Annotated in this window: 8 protein-coding genes; 2 read left to right on the forward strand and 6 right to left on the reverse strand. The window is 49.0% G+C overall.

From position 1 onward, the window contains the following. Positions 1-259 precede the first annotated feature (259 nt). Positions 260-1,372 carry a hypothetical protein gene (locus ACYZZ0_RS20910; protein WP_461538607.1) on the reverse strand — a complete coding sequence of 371 codons (1,113 nt, stop codon included), beginning with the start codon at positions 1,370-1,372 and terminating at the stop codon, positions 260-262. A 646-nt stretch (positions 1,373-2,018) separates the two neighbouring features. Here ACYZZ0_RS20910 and megL point away from each other — a divergent pair. Continuing rightward, positions 2,019-3,212 (forward strand): methionine gamma-lyase, encoded by a 1,194-nt coding sequence (megL, locus tag ACYZZ0_RS20915; protein ID WP_461538608.1) that lies wholly within the window; start codon positions 2,019-2,021, stop codon positions 3,210-3,212. A gap of 187 nt (positions 3,213-3,399) precedes the next feature. Further along, positions 3,400-4,884, forward strand: coding sequence for a carboxypeptidase M32 (locus tag ACYZZ0_RS20920; RefSeq protein ID WP_461538609.1), 1,485 nt, complete (start codon positions 3,400-3,402; stop codon positions 4,882-4,884). A 207-nt stretch (positions 4,885-5,091) separates the two neighbouring features. Here the strand turns inward: ACYZZ0_RS20920 and ACYZZ0_RS20925 are convergent, their stop codons facing one another. The 5 genes from ACYZZ0_RS20925 to ACYZZ0_RS20945 all read right to left on the reverse strand — a co-directional run bounded on the left by ACYZZ0_RS20925 (position 5,092) and on the right by ACYZZ0_RS20945 (position 15,157). Next, a complete protein-coding gene (locus ACYZZ0_RS20925) occupies positions 5,092-7,608 on the reverse strand; it encodes an ATP-binding cassette domain-containing protein (RefSeq protein ID WP_461538610.1) in 2,517 nt (838 codons plus the stop codon). Positions 7,609-8,886: 1,278 nt separating this feature from the next. Then, positions 8,887-10,557, reverse strand: coding sequence for an ABC transporter ATP-binding protein (locus ACYZZ0_RS20930; RefSeq protein WP_461538611.1), 1,671 nt, complete (start codon positions 10,555-10,557; stop codon positions 8,887-8,889). A 2-nt stretch (positions 10,558-10,559) separates the two neighbouring features. Continuing rightward, the gene (locus ACYZZ0_RS20935; RefSeq protein WP_461538612.1) at positions 10,560-11,951 is read right to left on the reverse strand and encodes an ABC transporter permease; all 1,392 of its coding nucleotides are present in this window, start codon (positions 11,949-11,951) and stop codon (positions 10,560-10,562) included. 24 nt (positions 11,952-11,975) lie between these two features. Next, a complete protein-coding gene (locus ACYZZ0_RS20940) occupies positions 11,976-12,953 on the reverse strand; it encodes an ABC transporter permease (protein WP_461538613.1) in 978 nt (325 codons plus the stop codon). A 32-nt stretch (positions 12,954-12,985) separates the two neighbouring features. Then, on the reverse strand, positions 12,986-15,157 hold the full coding sequence (locus tag ACYZZ0_RS20945; RefSeq protein ID WP_461538614.1) for an ABC transporter substrate-binding protein: 2,172 nt from the start codon (positions 15,155-15,157) through the stop codon (positions 12,986-12,988). Positions 15,158-15,219 lie beyond the last annotated feature (62 nt).

Consider the following 15,219-nt stretch of genomic DNA (forward strand, 5'->3'; position numbering starts at 1 on the left):
GCAAGTGCTCACTTAATAAAGCCAAAAATATAATAGTTTTATTATGTAATCATCTTGATCATCTTTGATAATGGTTTTTTATTGATTGTGCTGACGGCCTGATAAGTGGAATCGAATTATAAGGATGTAATTGAAACTAATAATATAGAAAAACTAGGACAACGATATGCTGTCCCAGTTATTTTTATTGGAGAAATTTATTAGTAACCACACCTGAAACTGATGAATCGAAATGCTGGGTTTCAGGGAGGTTTTGTTGTCATTCATTATCGCGCAGACGAAAAACGTCCAGTTTTAATTTTGAAGTAGGGTCTATACCGACCATGGCAGGATGCCTGATTAAAGTCTCCATTTCAGGCTTGGGACGTCTGGCTTCTTCATTATTAACGGCGCGTAAGGTTTCGACACACTTATTTTCAGCCATGATCCTAATCTGGTCAAAATTATGTATCGTCAAATTTATAGCGAAAGGAGTTAAAATTACACCGGGTTTCATGGCTCTTCTAACGTGTTGCACAATCAATGGAGCTCTAACTTCCCTTAACAAAGACAGAAAAGATATTGTTTTGGGCTCGAGCCGTTCTACTTCCAGACTTAGTCTGTCAAGTAAACCTGAAACTATGGCTAAAATCTCTATTGAGCTGTCTGACATAGTACGTGGATCGGGATATATTTCTGCCCGTTCGAGCCCTCCCAACCTCATACGAGCATCCGATTGAAAATAGATGAAATCATACAGGGATGCTGTGCTATGTGCCCATCCATAATTATTCAGCTCGACAATACACTCAAGCAGTTGGCGGGCAAACAGTCGAAAAACAGAATCACTTTTTATTCCTTTTAGCATCAGGTTTGCCCCGTAACAATCTCCATCAGATCCGGGAGTAACAATAATGGTAATGTTTTCATGTTGGTACCAGCCTTTAGGTCTGACCAGAAATTTCGCATCAACATGACGAAGAATATCAAGCAATTCAGTGTTCAGAGTACATTCGCCTTCAAGTAAGGATTCATCTATCAATTTTAAATCGCAGGGGAGTCCATCTAAAGTATGAACTCTGTAAATATCAAAAAAACCGGCCCGCTCGAAATTTGAGCGTTTTGGTAATGTGTACTCGTCCTCCGGGTATGGAAAAAGCTCCAAACATTCAGGGGCTACTCGAAGGTTTTGGGACGTTCTGTGTGGTAATGGAAGACCCCAGATCATGTCCTGAGATTCGGGCATCATCTTGATCATACTGCAATATTCTTTCGCTGCTTTTTCAGCAATGGGTGAGTATGATGCAGTGGTTGCGTATGAATATTCAGAAAGTAGAAAAAATAAAAGGCAGTAAAAAACATGTATAAGATGTCTATCTTTTTTATATTGCACAATGGCCTCCAAAAACAACTGTTTCTTTGAATTAATCATGTATAGGGAGTTAGAGGTTTTATTAAATTTGAAAGTAAGGTATTGCGTCCTTGAATATAACGATTGATTTTAAATGCCCAGATTGATAGCCAATTCGTCAAGGTGTTTTATAAGCTTACAGTTTCAAAAAGTTTGTAAGAATAAAGTTATACAAAATCTGAGCTTTAAAACTTATTCAGTTAATAGCAGAGTTTTTTAGTTATCGTTAAATCTAACTGATGACCAGTAACAACAGCTGTCTGAATGGTTTGTTGATGTCCTGAAGTCACTGAATTAAGTCATGATGCCCTATTTCAGGATTGTTTTGAATATATAAAAGTTTCAGTGAATAAATAGTCATAATTTTGATATACAGGTAGTTTGTCTTGTATTGATTTTAAAAAGACACATTTTTTTTGGTATTACATATAATTTAAATCCCATACAAAAAGTTACAGATAATAATCTTGTCCTGAATCAACTCTTCATGCTTTGATAAGCGTTAGCCTGCCTGAGACATTTCAGTAACACTTCTTTGAAGTTGTACTCTTCTTGAAGTAAAAAATAACAATACAAAAACTAAACACAGGTATTTTGTCTAGGGCAAAATGCCGGGGGAGATCATTCTATGAGTGATAACAAGAAGTTGGGATTTGACACCCGGGCTATTCATACCGGCTATCGGCCGGAAGACCATCAGATGGCATTGAACCCACCGGTTTATATGACATCCACCTATTCATTCCATGATGTTCAGCATGGTGCTGACCTGTTTGCCGGGGTTGAGAAGGGGCATTTTTACAGCCGTATCTCCAATCCTACCGTCAGTGTGCTGGAGTCACGTCTTGCTGCGCTGGAAGGGGCAGAAGAAGCCATTGCTACCTCATCAGGAATGGGGGCTGTTTCTGCGCTTTGCTGGACGCTGCTCAAGGCCGGTGACGAGATTGTTGCCGACAAAACCCTGTATGGTTGTACCTTCGCCTATTTCCAGCATGGTCTGAGCCGGTTCGGCATCAAGATCAAATGGGTTGATATGGCCAATCTGGAGGAGGCAAAAGCAGCGATTACGGCTGAAACCCGGATGGTTTACTTTGAAACACCGTCCAATCCGAACCTGGGGCTGGTCGATATTGAAGCTGTTTGTGCCCATGCCGGCAAATTTGAAAACTGTAAGGTCGTAGTCGACAACACCTTTGCTACCCCGGTGCTGCAAAATCCGCTGGCGATGGGGGCTGACTTTGTCATTCATTCCATCACCAAATACCTGGGCGGACATGGTGATCTGATTGCCGGCTGTGTGGTCGGACGCAGTGAAGATATCAGTGAAGTGCGGCTGGTAGGCGTCAAGGATATGACCGGTGCTTCGCTGACACCGATGCATGCTCACCTGATTATGCGGGGCCTGAAAACACTCTCGATGCGGGTTGAACGTCACTGTAACAATGCTGAGGCAATTGCTGACTATCTGGAGCAGCATCCACAGATTGAGACAGTCTATTATCCCGGTCGGGAATCCCATCCCCAGCACGAACTGGCTTCACGCCAGATGAAGCGTGGTGGCGGGATGATCTGCTTTGAACTGCGTGGCGGGCTGGAGCACGGTATCAAACTCATGAACAGCCTGGATCTGATTACTCTGGCGGTCAGTCTGGGTGATGCCGAGTCACTGATTGAACATCCGGCATCCATGACACATTCGGCGTACTCTCCGGAAGAGCGGCAGGCATTTGGTATCAGTGATGGTCTGGTGCGATTGTCTGCCGGACTGGAAGATATTGAAGATATTCTGGCTGATCTGGATCAGGCGCTGTCACAGCTTTAAATTCTACCCGAAGATACATACTATTCAGATAAACTGGCTTGAGCAGGGAAAGATGTTCTATCTTTCCCTGTTTGTTTTTATCACACACCATCTGCCTGTCCCATGTGTTATCTGATTGACTGGAAGAACTGATAAAAACAGAGCTGGTTGTTTCATTTATAAAAAATAGAGTCACAAAAGGCACTGAATGTCCGCACTCAAGAAGTTAATCGACCATTCCCGTAAAGTTTCCCGTTTTGAACACCTGGATGCTATCTGCAGCTGGGATGCCGCTGCAGTCATGCCTGCCGGAGGCAATGAGGCCCGTTCTGAGGCCATGGCCGAGCTGTCGGTACATCTCCACCATCTGAAAACCCAGCCACAGCTGGCAGACTGGTTTGCCGAAGCAGAAGCCGAAGATTTGAACTTGCAGGACAAAGCTGTTCTGCGTGAGCTGAAACGTGATTGGCAGCAGGCCAACGTGTTGCCTGAATCGCTGGTCGAAGCCAAATCACTGGCAGGTTCAAAATGTGAACATGCATGGCGTACCCAGCGTGGAGAAAATGACTGGGCCGGTTTTGAGAAGAACTGGGCGGAAGTGGTCAAGCTGGCCCGTGAAGAAGCACAGATTCGTGCTGAAGCAACCGGCCTGTCGCCCTACGATGCCATGCTGGATGTGTTCGAACCGGGCACCAGCTCCGCTTCCCTCGATAGTCTGTTTACGGATGTGAAATCCTGGCTGCCGGAACTGATTGATCAGGTGATTGAAAAGCAGCAGGCTGAAGCGTTGATCACTCCTGCCGGCAAGTTTGAAGCAGCTCGCCAGAAAGCGCTGGGCCTGGATGTGATGAAGCTGCTGAAGTTCGACTTTGAACATGGTCGGCTGGATGAAAGCATGCACCCTTTCTGCGGCGGTGTTCCGACTGATGTGCGAATCACCACCCGTTATGATGAAAACGAGTTTGTGCAGTCGCTAATGGGTATTGTCCATGAAACCGGTCATGCCCGTTATGAACAGGGGCTGCCCAAGGCGCTGGCCGGTGTTTCCGCAGGTCAGGCACGCTCCATGGGGATTCATGAATCCCAGTCGCTGTTCTTTGAAATGCAGTTGGGCCGTGGTGAAGCATTTATCGAGCATCTGGCACAACTGGCAGGCAAGCACTTTGAAGGTCATGACCCACAGCTGTTTGCCCAGGATAACCTGCTGAAGCTCTATACCAGAGTCAAGAAAGACTTTATCCGGGTTGATGCGGATGAACTGACCTATCCGGCACACGTGATCCTGCGATATGAGATCGAACGTGATCTGATTAACGGCAAGATCAGCCATACCGATGTGCCTGAACTGTGGAATCAGAAAATGCAGGACTACCTGGGACTGTCCACACAGGGCAATTTCAAGGACGGTTGTATGCAGGATATCCACTGGACTGACGGTGCATTTGGTTACTTCCCGTCGTATACCCTGGGTGCCATGTATGCGGCACAGTTTATGGCGGCAATGAAGAAAACTGTAGATGTTGACGCTACAGTGCGCAGTGGTGATCTGTCACCGATCTTTGGCTGGCTGGAAAGCAATATCTGGAGCAAGGGCAGTCTGCTGGAAACCGATGAGCTGGTAAAGCAGGCGACAGGTGAGACCCTGAATGCAAGCTTCTTCAAGGAGCACCTGAAGTCACGTTATCTGGCTTAAACTGGCTGATTCCGGCTTTCGAAACCCCCGGAAGCCGGAATAATTGTGAGGAAAAAATAAAGTTGTAAAATAAGTCAGCCATAAAATGGCTCTCTACAGAGAGCTGGAAAGAGCTTGTGAAAATAAAATTGTAAAATAGCCGCAGCAGTTGAAGCTATGATCATCAAAAAGCAAATAACTGGCTTATGCTCTCAATCTCAGTATTCCTTATAAATCGGAACCCAGAGTTGTTTTTGTTTCTGCCCCAAGAAGCCTGCTCAAATATCTTCCAGTCACACTGGCATCGCACCCAACGATATCCTCAGGCACACCCTCAGCTACAACTGTCCCACCGTTTTTACCGCCGCCCGGGCCAATATCGATGATCCAGTCTGCTGCGGCAATGACGTCAAGGTTATGTTCAATGATGATAACTGAGTTCCCGGCTGCCAGCAGCCGCTCCACTATCGCGAGCAGGCGACTGATATCCTGAGGATGTAAACCTGTGGTTGGTTCGTCCATTACATAGACTTGGCCTGACTTACGCAGCTCGGCAGAGAGTTTCAGGCGTTGAGCCTCTCCTCCCGACAGAGTCGATAGAGGTTGCCCCAGCTTCAGATAGGAAAGTCCAACCTCTGATAGCAGCTCCAGTCGTTCAACAATTCTGGATTCACCGCATGATTTACCGACTTTTTTACTTGGCTTGCTGGATTTCTTTGGTGCTTTGCTTGTTTTATCACGAGTCAGAGGCCTGAAAAAATTCAGAGCCTGCTCAACCGTCATCTCAAGCACATCATGGATTGATTTATCATGATAGGTATGGACAAGAACATCATCACGGTAACGCCGTCCCTGACAGCTGGCGCAGTCAAGAACAACATCATCCATAAAAGACATCTCCATACTGACGAACCCCCTGCCTGTACACTCAGGACAGGAGCCTTTGGAATTGAAACTGAAGAGTCCGGCACTAGATCCTGTGGTCTCTGCAAAAGCACTACGGATAAGGTCAAAGATACCGATATACGTTGCCGGATTCGATCGATTTGTTTTACCTGCCGGCTTTTGGTCAATCACAATGACTCCCTCCATACCGGGTTCCTTCATCATGACTATGAATTCACTGATCAGAGAACTTTTGCCTGATCCTGCCACACCGGTAAGACAAGTCAGCACACCTTTCGGAATCCCGACTGTTACATTCCGGAGATTGTTGGTCGTAGCATTTTCGATATACCAGACTTCAGACCAGCAGCGGCGCTCGCGATAGGGTGTTTTTTCTTCTTCTGTCCGCAGGGCTTGCCCAGTCGGTGTATCCGCTTTCAACAACCCCTCAAACTGACCTGAATAAAGAACATTGCCACCTTTTTCACCGGCAACCGGTCCAACTTCAACCAGCCAGTCTGCAGCACGCATAATGCTGGTATCATGCTCGACGACAAGTACTGAATTACCCGCGTTGCATAGTTTTCTCAGCATACCGATCAAGTGTTCAATATCACAGGCATGTAAGCCAACCGAGGGTTCGTCCAGAATATAGATCAGATCGACCAAACCACAGTCGAGCTGACGGGCCATTTTAACCCGTTGGCTTTCCCCTCCCGAGAGTGTATTGACGCCACGGTTGAGGGTCAGATAGCCAGCACCGATATCAATCAGGTGACTGAGTGACGAGCGCATTTTTCCAACAATGGCCTCAACCGCCTCTCTCATGTGGGCATAGTCAGGATGATCTGCCAGACCCTCCAGCACCTCATCCAGTTCGGTCAGTTCCAGATCAATCAGATCACCAATCCGGTGACCACTGGCCAGTTTCACCGAAAGTGCTTCCTGTTTCAGCCGAACACCATTACAGTCAGGGCAGATGGTCGCGTGAAACAAGCGGTCATAGGCTTCGCGGATTGTGCCTGCAATCTGGTCTTCGTCTTTATCGACATGCAGCTGTTCCAGCTTACGTACGACACCATCAAACTTTTTCTTATAAAGCTTACCCCGATCCCTGTATTGGATTGGAAGCTGATCCGCATAAAGCAGGCGATCCATATCTTCTTTACTCATTTCGCCCAGTTTGGTATCGAATGGAACCACATCGGACCAGAGTATTTCCCGCCAGTACCACTTCTCGATATCGTAGTTGGGGTGCAGAATCCCACCCTCACGGATTGACTTTGATAAATCCAAGAGCTTTTCTATATCGACAGTCATGCGCTTACCCAGCCCTTTGCAGGCCGGGCACATACCATCCGGGTTATTAAAAGAATAGTGGTGGCTCCAGCCGATGAAGGGATGTCCGGCACGGCTGAACAGCATACGCATATAAGTGTAAATCTCGGTAGCAGTTCCGACAGTTGAACGTGATGAAGCTCCCAGCCTTTTCTGATCGATTACTATGCAAGGGCTGATGCCTCGAATACTCTCGGCAGGTGGACGGGTAAACTGCGGCAGCCGACGGCGGGCGAAAGTCGAAAAGGTTTCAATCAGTTGCTGTTGAGCTTCCGGGTAGATTGTATCAAATACCACAGATGACTTGCCGGCACCGCTGATGCCTGAGAATACGACGATTTTATGTTTGGGTATGTCCAGGTCGATGCTTTTGAGGTTATGTGTCTTTACACCTCTCAGCTCGATATGGCTCATTGATTGTGTGGTGACGGGATGCTCCTGCAGCATTTCTGGTTCAGGAGGATCGGGCTTTGCAGCAGAAGGTGTTCGCGCTTTATGAGGATGTGTTAGCTGCTCATCCATAAAAGGCATCATCTGATCTAGAAGCAAGCCATATTGATCACTTGAAAATCCATAACCCGCTTCTGTTTTTCTCTTCTTTAAACATGGCAGAAGGTGTGCCATAAACACCGACTGCTCAACCTGCTCCTTGCACCCCTGACATACGACCTGATGACAGCAGCTTCCCAAATGATTTGCAATCTCTATCAGCTGTTTAGGAATGCTACATATGGGACATACGACAGTTACTTCACCAATTGTTTTTCTTATTTCAGAATCAGCAAAAGGTTTACCTGGGCTGTTACATTTTGGACAAGCTAACTCGTCTGTTTTCGCCTCCTTCTCTATTTTCTCAATGCAGCACTGACAGACCACAACACCACAATCGCAGCCAGCTGACAATGAATACGGATTTGCGATTAATTTCCGGCAAACCGTACATTTAAGCTGCTCGGGAGCCTGACAACTCAGAATATATTGCGTGCTGTTCCCCGCTTCGTTGCCAGATACAATACAGACATCACATGTTCCTGCAGTTGACAGTCCTGTTGCATCTGTTTTTTCTTCAACCTGATAAACACCATGCACTATCTGGTTTTTGAATCCAGCTTGGGCACAAACAGAAAAAATCAAACTGCCCAGTAATGTTTTGCTTAAAAAATCAAATAACATGCATATAAAAACAGCATAAGTTTATATACGCTCTGCCAAGCCAATACTTTGATTCAAAGATCCACCCAGAGAAACGTCTACGGTTCCTGCAAAGGTAGCGCTGGTGACTCCCCGTTTCAAACAGTACTTTTCACAAGACTGCAGTACACACAAGATATTTCAAGAATTGCCATAACGCACAAAAAGCATCATGGCACCAAACCAGTCAGGCGAAAACAGTCGTAACCAGCACAGCTGAAACATCATCCTTGCATCTTTGGCAATTTAAAAAGTAGTGCTGTGGTTTAAAGGAAGCTGTTCTCGAATATCAGCGGTGATATTCGACCACTCTAAAAGATAGAAATAGCTTGCTTCAAGCTTAGAAAGGCAATGATGGGGGCTGTAACCAGTTTTCCAGCCTGGCACTCGGGTAGTAAAACCGATGGAATTGATATCGTGAGCCAGAATCCAGGGAAAATAATTTCTTCCTGAACCCTGTCCGAGACCCTGGGACTGTAGCGTCTCAATCTCTTCCTGATTGAAGCAATATTTCCGCTTCACCATAACAGAGGCAGGTGTATGGCCTGAAACAAACCATACACCTGCCTCTTATCGTTTTAAAACTCTATTTTTTGCCTACAATAATTATCAGTGTTTTGGTACAGCACTCAGCAGTTTTTTGGTGTACTCATGCTGCGGTGCGGTCAACACTTCTTCGGTATTACCCTGTTCCACAATCTCCCCGCCTTTCATAACAGCAATCCGGTGTGCCAGATGCGGCATGATGGACAGGTCATGGGTAATAAACAGGTAAGATACCTGTAGATCCCGCTGCAGTTCCAGCAGCAGATCCAGTACCTCGGCCCGAATGGATACATCCAGTGCGCTGGTCGGTTCGTCACAGATAATCAGATCCGGTTCTACTGCCAGAGCACGGGCAATAGCGATCCGCTGGCGCTGACCGCCGGAGAACTCGTGGGGGTAGCGATAGCGGTGTTCTGGCTCCAGCTGAACCCGGTTCAGCAGGGCTTCAACCCGTTCCTGACGCTGGGCTTCAGTCAGGTTCAGACCCAGGTTGATCATGCCTTCCTCAATAATATCACCCACTGTCATTCGAGGGTTCATGGAAGAGAACGGGCTCTGGAAGATAACCTGAATCTTTTTCCGCAGCGGCAGCATATCTTTGCGGGTCATCTGGTCGATACGGTTGCCGTTGTACCAGACCTCACCACCAGTTGCCGGTTCCAGATTCAGAATGGCACGGCCGGTAGTGGACTTGCCACAGCCGGACTCACCTACCAGCGCCAGGGTTTCACCCTTGGCAATGGAAAAACTGATGCCGTTAACTGCTTTGGTATAACCCTTGACCCGCTGCAGAATACCCTTGCGAATCGGGAAGTGAACCTGCAGGTCCTTGACTTCCAGCAGTGGCTTTTGATCCGGCAGCGGGCGATATTCGTCCATATCCGGCAGACTGTCGATCAGGCGACGGCTGTATTCAGCCTGGGGGTTCTGGAAGAAGTCTTCACACAGACCTTCTTCAATAATCTCACCCTTGTACATAACACCGACACGGTCAGCCGTTTCACGTACCACACCCATATCGTGGGTAATCAGTAGTACGGCCAGATTGCGCTTGATGGTCAGCTCCCGGATCAGCTCCAGAATCTGTTTCTGAATGGTCACATCCAGCGCGGTAGTCGGTTCATCGGCCAGCAGAATATCGGGCTCGCAGGCCAATGCCATGGCGATCATAACCCGCTGCTGCTGACCACCGGACATCTGGTGCGGGAACCAGTCGATACGCTTTTCCGGTTCCGGAATACCCACTTCACTGAACAGGGTAATGGTCCGCTGACGAATGTCTTCGCCTTTCAGGTCAGTGTGAATCTTCAGGGTTTCGGCAATCTGGTCACCCACCCGCTGTACCGGGTTAAGTGAGGTCAGGGCGTCCTGAAAGATCATTGCGACCCGCTTGCCGCGGATGTCACCCATTTCCTGTTCGGTCAACTTGAACAGGTTAGTGTCGGCTTCAACTACTTTACCATGGGTGATTTTAAGGGCGTCAGGCAGCAGTCGCATAATTGACAGGGCGGTCATGGACTTGCCGCTGCCGGACTCGCCTACCAGAGCGAATACTTCACCCCGGTTCAGCTCAAAGCTGACACGCTTGAGAATTTTGGCGTCGGGGTTGTGTGCCAGACACACATTCAGCCCGGAAACTTTCAGGGCAGTCTGCTTGGCTGCCGCCTGGTTTACTACTGCCGGCTGTTCCCTGTTCGAGACGGCAGGCTTGGTTTCAATTGCTGTTGCACTCATGATCAGGCCGTCTCCAGTCGTGTTTTCGGGTTAAAGGCGTCGTTCACCAGATCGGAGAACAGGTTAACCGCCAGTACCAGGGTAAACATCAGGAAGAAGGCACCTGACAGGTTCCACCAGATGGAAGGCTCACGGGACAGCTCGGTGCTGGCCAGATTGATCATATTGCCCCAGCTGGCCATGGCCGGATCAACACCAATACCGATGTAGGCCAGTACCGCTTCAGCCAATACCATGCCACTGAAGTCCAGTACGAAGGTGATCATGATGATGTGGCTGAGGTTGGGCAGGATATGCTTCCACAGAATCTGCAGATGGCTGACACCAAAGGCATGAGCCGCCTGAACATAGTCCAGCTGGCTCAGCTTCAGGGTTTCTGCCCGCAGCAGACGACAGAGGCTGGCCCAGCTGGTAATACCCAGAATAAAGCACAGTGCCAGGAACTTGCCGTCAGCCTTTTCCAGACCCACTTCGAAGTAACCCGGATTGTTATCAACCCAGACCTGGAACAGCAGCACCAGCGCTGCAATCAGCAGGATGGAAGGAATAGAGCTCAGAGTGGTGTAGATATACTGCACCGCATCATCAACCCAGCCCTTGAAGTAACCGGCAGAGATACCGAATACGATGGCAAACGGCAGGGTGATAATGGTTGCCAGAGAACCGATCAGTACACCGGTACGAATGCCTTTCAGGCTTTCATACAGAGTATCGTTACCGGCCTGGTCGGTACCAAGCACGTGATACAGGTTACCCAGGGAAATCAGCCAGGTCATAAAGGCGATAATGATCGCAAAGGTGATCCAGGCGGTACTCCAGGGCAAATCGTTCAAAGTGCCGCGACGTTTCAGCCACAACCGGTGTACGGCAATCAGTGCCAGTGCCAGTGCCAGACCTTTGGCCAGCGCCAGCAGTGACTGCATCAGAATATCTGCAGCCTGACCGTCACCTTCTTCAAGGTGAGCACCGGCATGCTTCAGTTCCGGGTAATCACGGACAGTGGTGCCGTCGGACTGTTTGATATTTTCCTTGTTCCAGGACTTCAGTGAGAAGGGGGCAGAATAGGTACGCTCATTGTTATCACCCATTTCACCCAGCATCAAATCCAGCACACTGTTTACATCATTGCTGTAGTAAACCTGAGTACTGGTCTGACCTTCAACCGGTGGCAGCGCCTTGCGGAAATGAATGGAGTCCAGCAAGGCTACGCCAACATAAGCAAGAATAATGATAAAGGTGCTCATTCCCAGTTTGGTAGAGAACACCGCCTTCCATTTTTCACTGTTCTGCGGACTTTTACGCAGACTCAGCATGAAAAACACAATAATTGCGACCATGAACCAGATCAGATAATCGGTCCAGAGAACGGCCGTCTTGAAAGTTTCAAATTCCATCGTCGTACTCTCTTAACCCGTCCCTTAGCTCAGCCGTACCCGGGGATCAGCCCAGGTGTAGGAAATATCGGTCAGAATCAGACCGGTGATATACAGCACGGAGCCGAGGAAGACCATCGCACGCACAATAGAGAAGTCCTGGGCACGAATGGAATCGAGCATATAGCTGCCGAGACCGGGAATACTGAAGAAGGATTCCATAACCAGACTACCCATAAACAACATCGGGATAACAACCACGATACCGGTCAGAATCGGCAGCATGGCATTGGGCAGAATATGGTGGAACAGTACGCCGGTTTCACTGACACCCTTGGCGCGGGCAGTACGGGAGAAGTCCTGACCCGACACCTCGATAAACAGGGTGCGGTACAGGCGGGCACCGGAACCGATACCGGCCAGCACAGAGATCACTACGGGCAGAATCAGGAATCGCCAGCCATCGAGTCCGTCATTAAACCCGGACACCGGCACCAGTTTGGATACCTTGGCAATAAAGTACTGTCCGACGATGATGTAGAACAGATAGGAGATCGACATCAGACCAACAAAAACTGCTACAGTCGTTTTGTCCAGGCGGCTGCCACGGAACATCAGCACCATCAGCGCAACACAGATGTTGACCCAGACACCGATCAGGAAGCTCGGGATAGCCAGTGCCAGACTGGGGCCCATTCGATCGACGATATCTGAACTGATATCACGACCGTCATCAGACTGACCAAAGTCAAAGGCAAACAGTTTGACGGACTTGTCGTAAAACACAGTGTCAGTCAGTTTTTCAACACCTGGTGCTTCATTGTTGAAGAACATCGGGCCATCGTAGCCTTTGTCAGCAATCCAGTTTTGAACCGCTTCTTCAGTGACGTATTTATCACCAAGGTGTGCCCGGGCCATATCTTCCGGCGTGTTGACGATGAAGAACAGGATAAACGTCAGCAGGTTTACCCCGATCAAAATTGGCACTGCGTACAGCAGGCGTCGAACAATATATGCAAACATGATTATTTTTCCCTGAATCTTTCTCTAATTGATTACTCTTCAGCCTTGATGGTCAGTTTCTGTCGACGGCGATAGAAGCTGATTCCGGGAAGAACAATGGCCAGCAGCAGGCCGGTAGCGCCAAACAGTGGCAGTACATTGGGTGAGTTCCAGGCCACCTGCTGGTGAGCACGGGCTTCCTGGTCCAGACGGACATATTTCAGGGTGCCCTGGCTGATACCGTGACGCTTGGTGTTTTTCACCCAGTTATTGGCCAGGTAGTAATCCTTGCGGTTGAAGCCCCAGATCCACGGGCTGTCACGCTGGACGATTTCAACCATCTGCTCAATAGCCGCCAGACGTTCCGGGCCGTTAGGCAGGGTTTTCACCTGGTCGTACAGATTATCGAATTCAGGGTTGTCATAGTTGGTAGAGTTACTGCCGTCACACTGACATTTCACCAGACCCTGGCGACTGTCGAGCAGGAACAGGAAGTTTTCCGGATCAGGGTAATCGGCCAGCCAGCCCCAGCCAAACATCTGGGTATTACCGGCACGCATTTTCTCCTTGAAACGGGGGTAGTCGGTAACGCGGAACTCGAGCTGAATATTGATCTTTGCCAGCTGCTTCTTGATCCAGTCAGAACGCGGACTGGCATCGGAAGCGGTGGTGTCCATATAAAGGATCAGTGGTTCACCGGTTTTGGCGTTACGGCCATTCGGGTAGCCGGCTTCTGCCAACAGCTTGGCCGCATATTCAACTGATTTGCGCTTCGGGCTCTTGGTTGTTTCATCCCAGTCAAAGATGTAGGTGTTCATGCCTTCCTTGCCACCTTTGTAGCCGTACAGGCCGGGCGGAATCGGACCGTGAGCCAGCTGGCCAATACCGTTACGGAAGATATCGATATATTCCTGATCGTTGTAAACGATACTGATCGCCTGACGCAGCTTGCGCTTGTCTTCGGTATAGCCGCCGACAACCGGGTCACGCATGTTGAAGCCGGTGTAGAAGATGGAAGGACGGATCTCTTCGTCAACAATAATATTGCGGCTTTCCAGCTCAGGAGTTAGCTCCAGCCCGTCCGGACCCACGGTAAAGGCCTGGTCAAAAGTAGCGGTGTTGATGTTGGAATCGCCATCACCGGAGCGATCGTAATAGCCCTGGGTGAATTTGCTCCACATGGATGTGGCGGCTTTCTCATGGCGGAAAATGGCCTTGTCGATAAACGGTAGCTGTTTGCCGGCATCAGCCAGATAACCACGCTCTTCATCGCCGGCAGAACCTTCGGACGGATAGACGTCCTTCCGATAATTAGGGTTCTTTTCCAGGATGATTTCCCGGTTCGGACTGTTGGTGGTCATCATAAACGGACCGGTACCAATCGGGTTCCAGTCCAGAGTCAGGTTCTTATCCTTGAATCCCGGGTTGTGGTAGAAACGATCAGCTTCCCACGGAATCGGGGCAAAGAATCGCATTGCCAGCCAGTACTTGAACTGGGGGTAGGTGCCTTTGATGCGGATGTTGAAGGTCAGGTTATCAACCTTTTCCAGACCTTCCATTTCAAATTCACGCAGGTCCAGCCATTTATCACCGTCACGGGCTTCCTTGACCATCTTGCTGAAATCGCGCATACCGACAATATAGTCAGACATCAAACCGATCAGTGGCGATTTGTTGATGGGGTCGCCCATCCGCTTGATCTGGTAGATAAAGTCGTCTGCGGTCAGGGTCCGGCTGGCGGTTTGGGGGAAATCGCTCAGCAGGGTGTACTGGGTGCTTTCGCTGGCAGAATCAAACAGATAAAGCGGCTTGCCTTCGGAATTTTGGGCAAAGGCCGGGTGAGGCTGGTATTGAGTGCCAGGCTTCAGATGAATAGTTACACGACTAAAGGCGACTTCTTCGCCTTCAGCTGCCGGCTCCAGCTGATCATTCAGCAGGGTAACTTCCGGCAGTGAGGTTGCGGTGGCAGGCTCCAGCTCATAGGGCCGCTTCAGGAAATGATACTGCAGGGGCGGTTCGTAAATCTGATCCAGGAACAGGCCTTCTTCGGCGCTGTAGGAACGAACCGGGTCCAGGTGTTTGGGCCGGGTGGTAAAACTGCCGAAGTAGGTCTGTACTTCGGGGTCTGCCGGCGGATTGGGATCATTCCAGGGTCCGGAACATCCCGTCAGCAGCAGTGTGGCTGTAATTGTCGCAGCCAGCGTCCTGATGGGTTTTATGCGCATGGTCACTTCTTCTAGTTATATTCACTAGCCTCGTGATGATCCGGTGATAACCGGTTCATCAG

It is taken from the genome of Spongorhabdus nitratireducens (genome assembly GCA_947387575.1).
Classification (GTDB): domain Bacteria; phylum Pseudomonadota; class Gammaproteobacteria; order Pseudomonadales; family Endozoicomonadaceae; genus CANDOC01.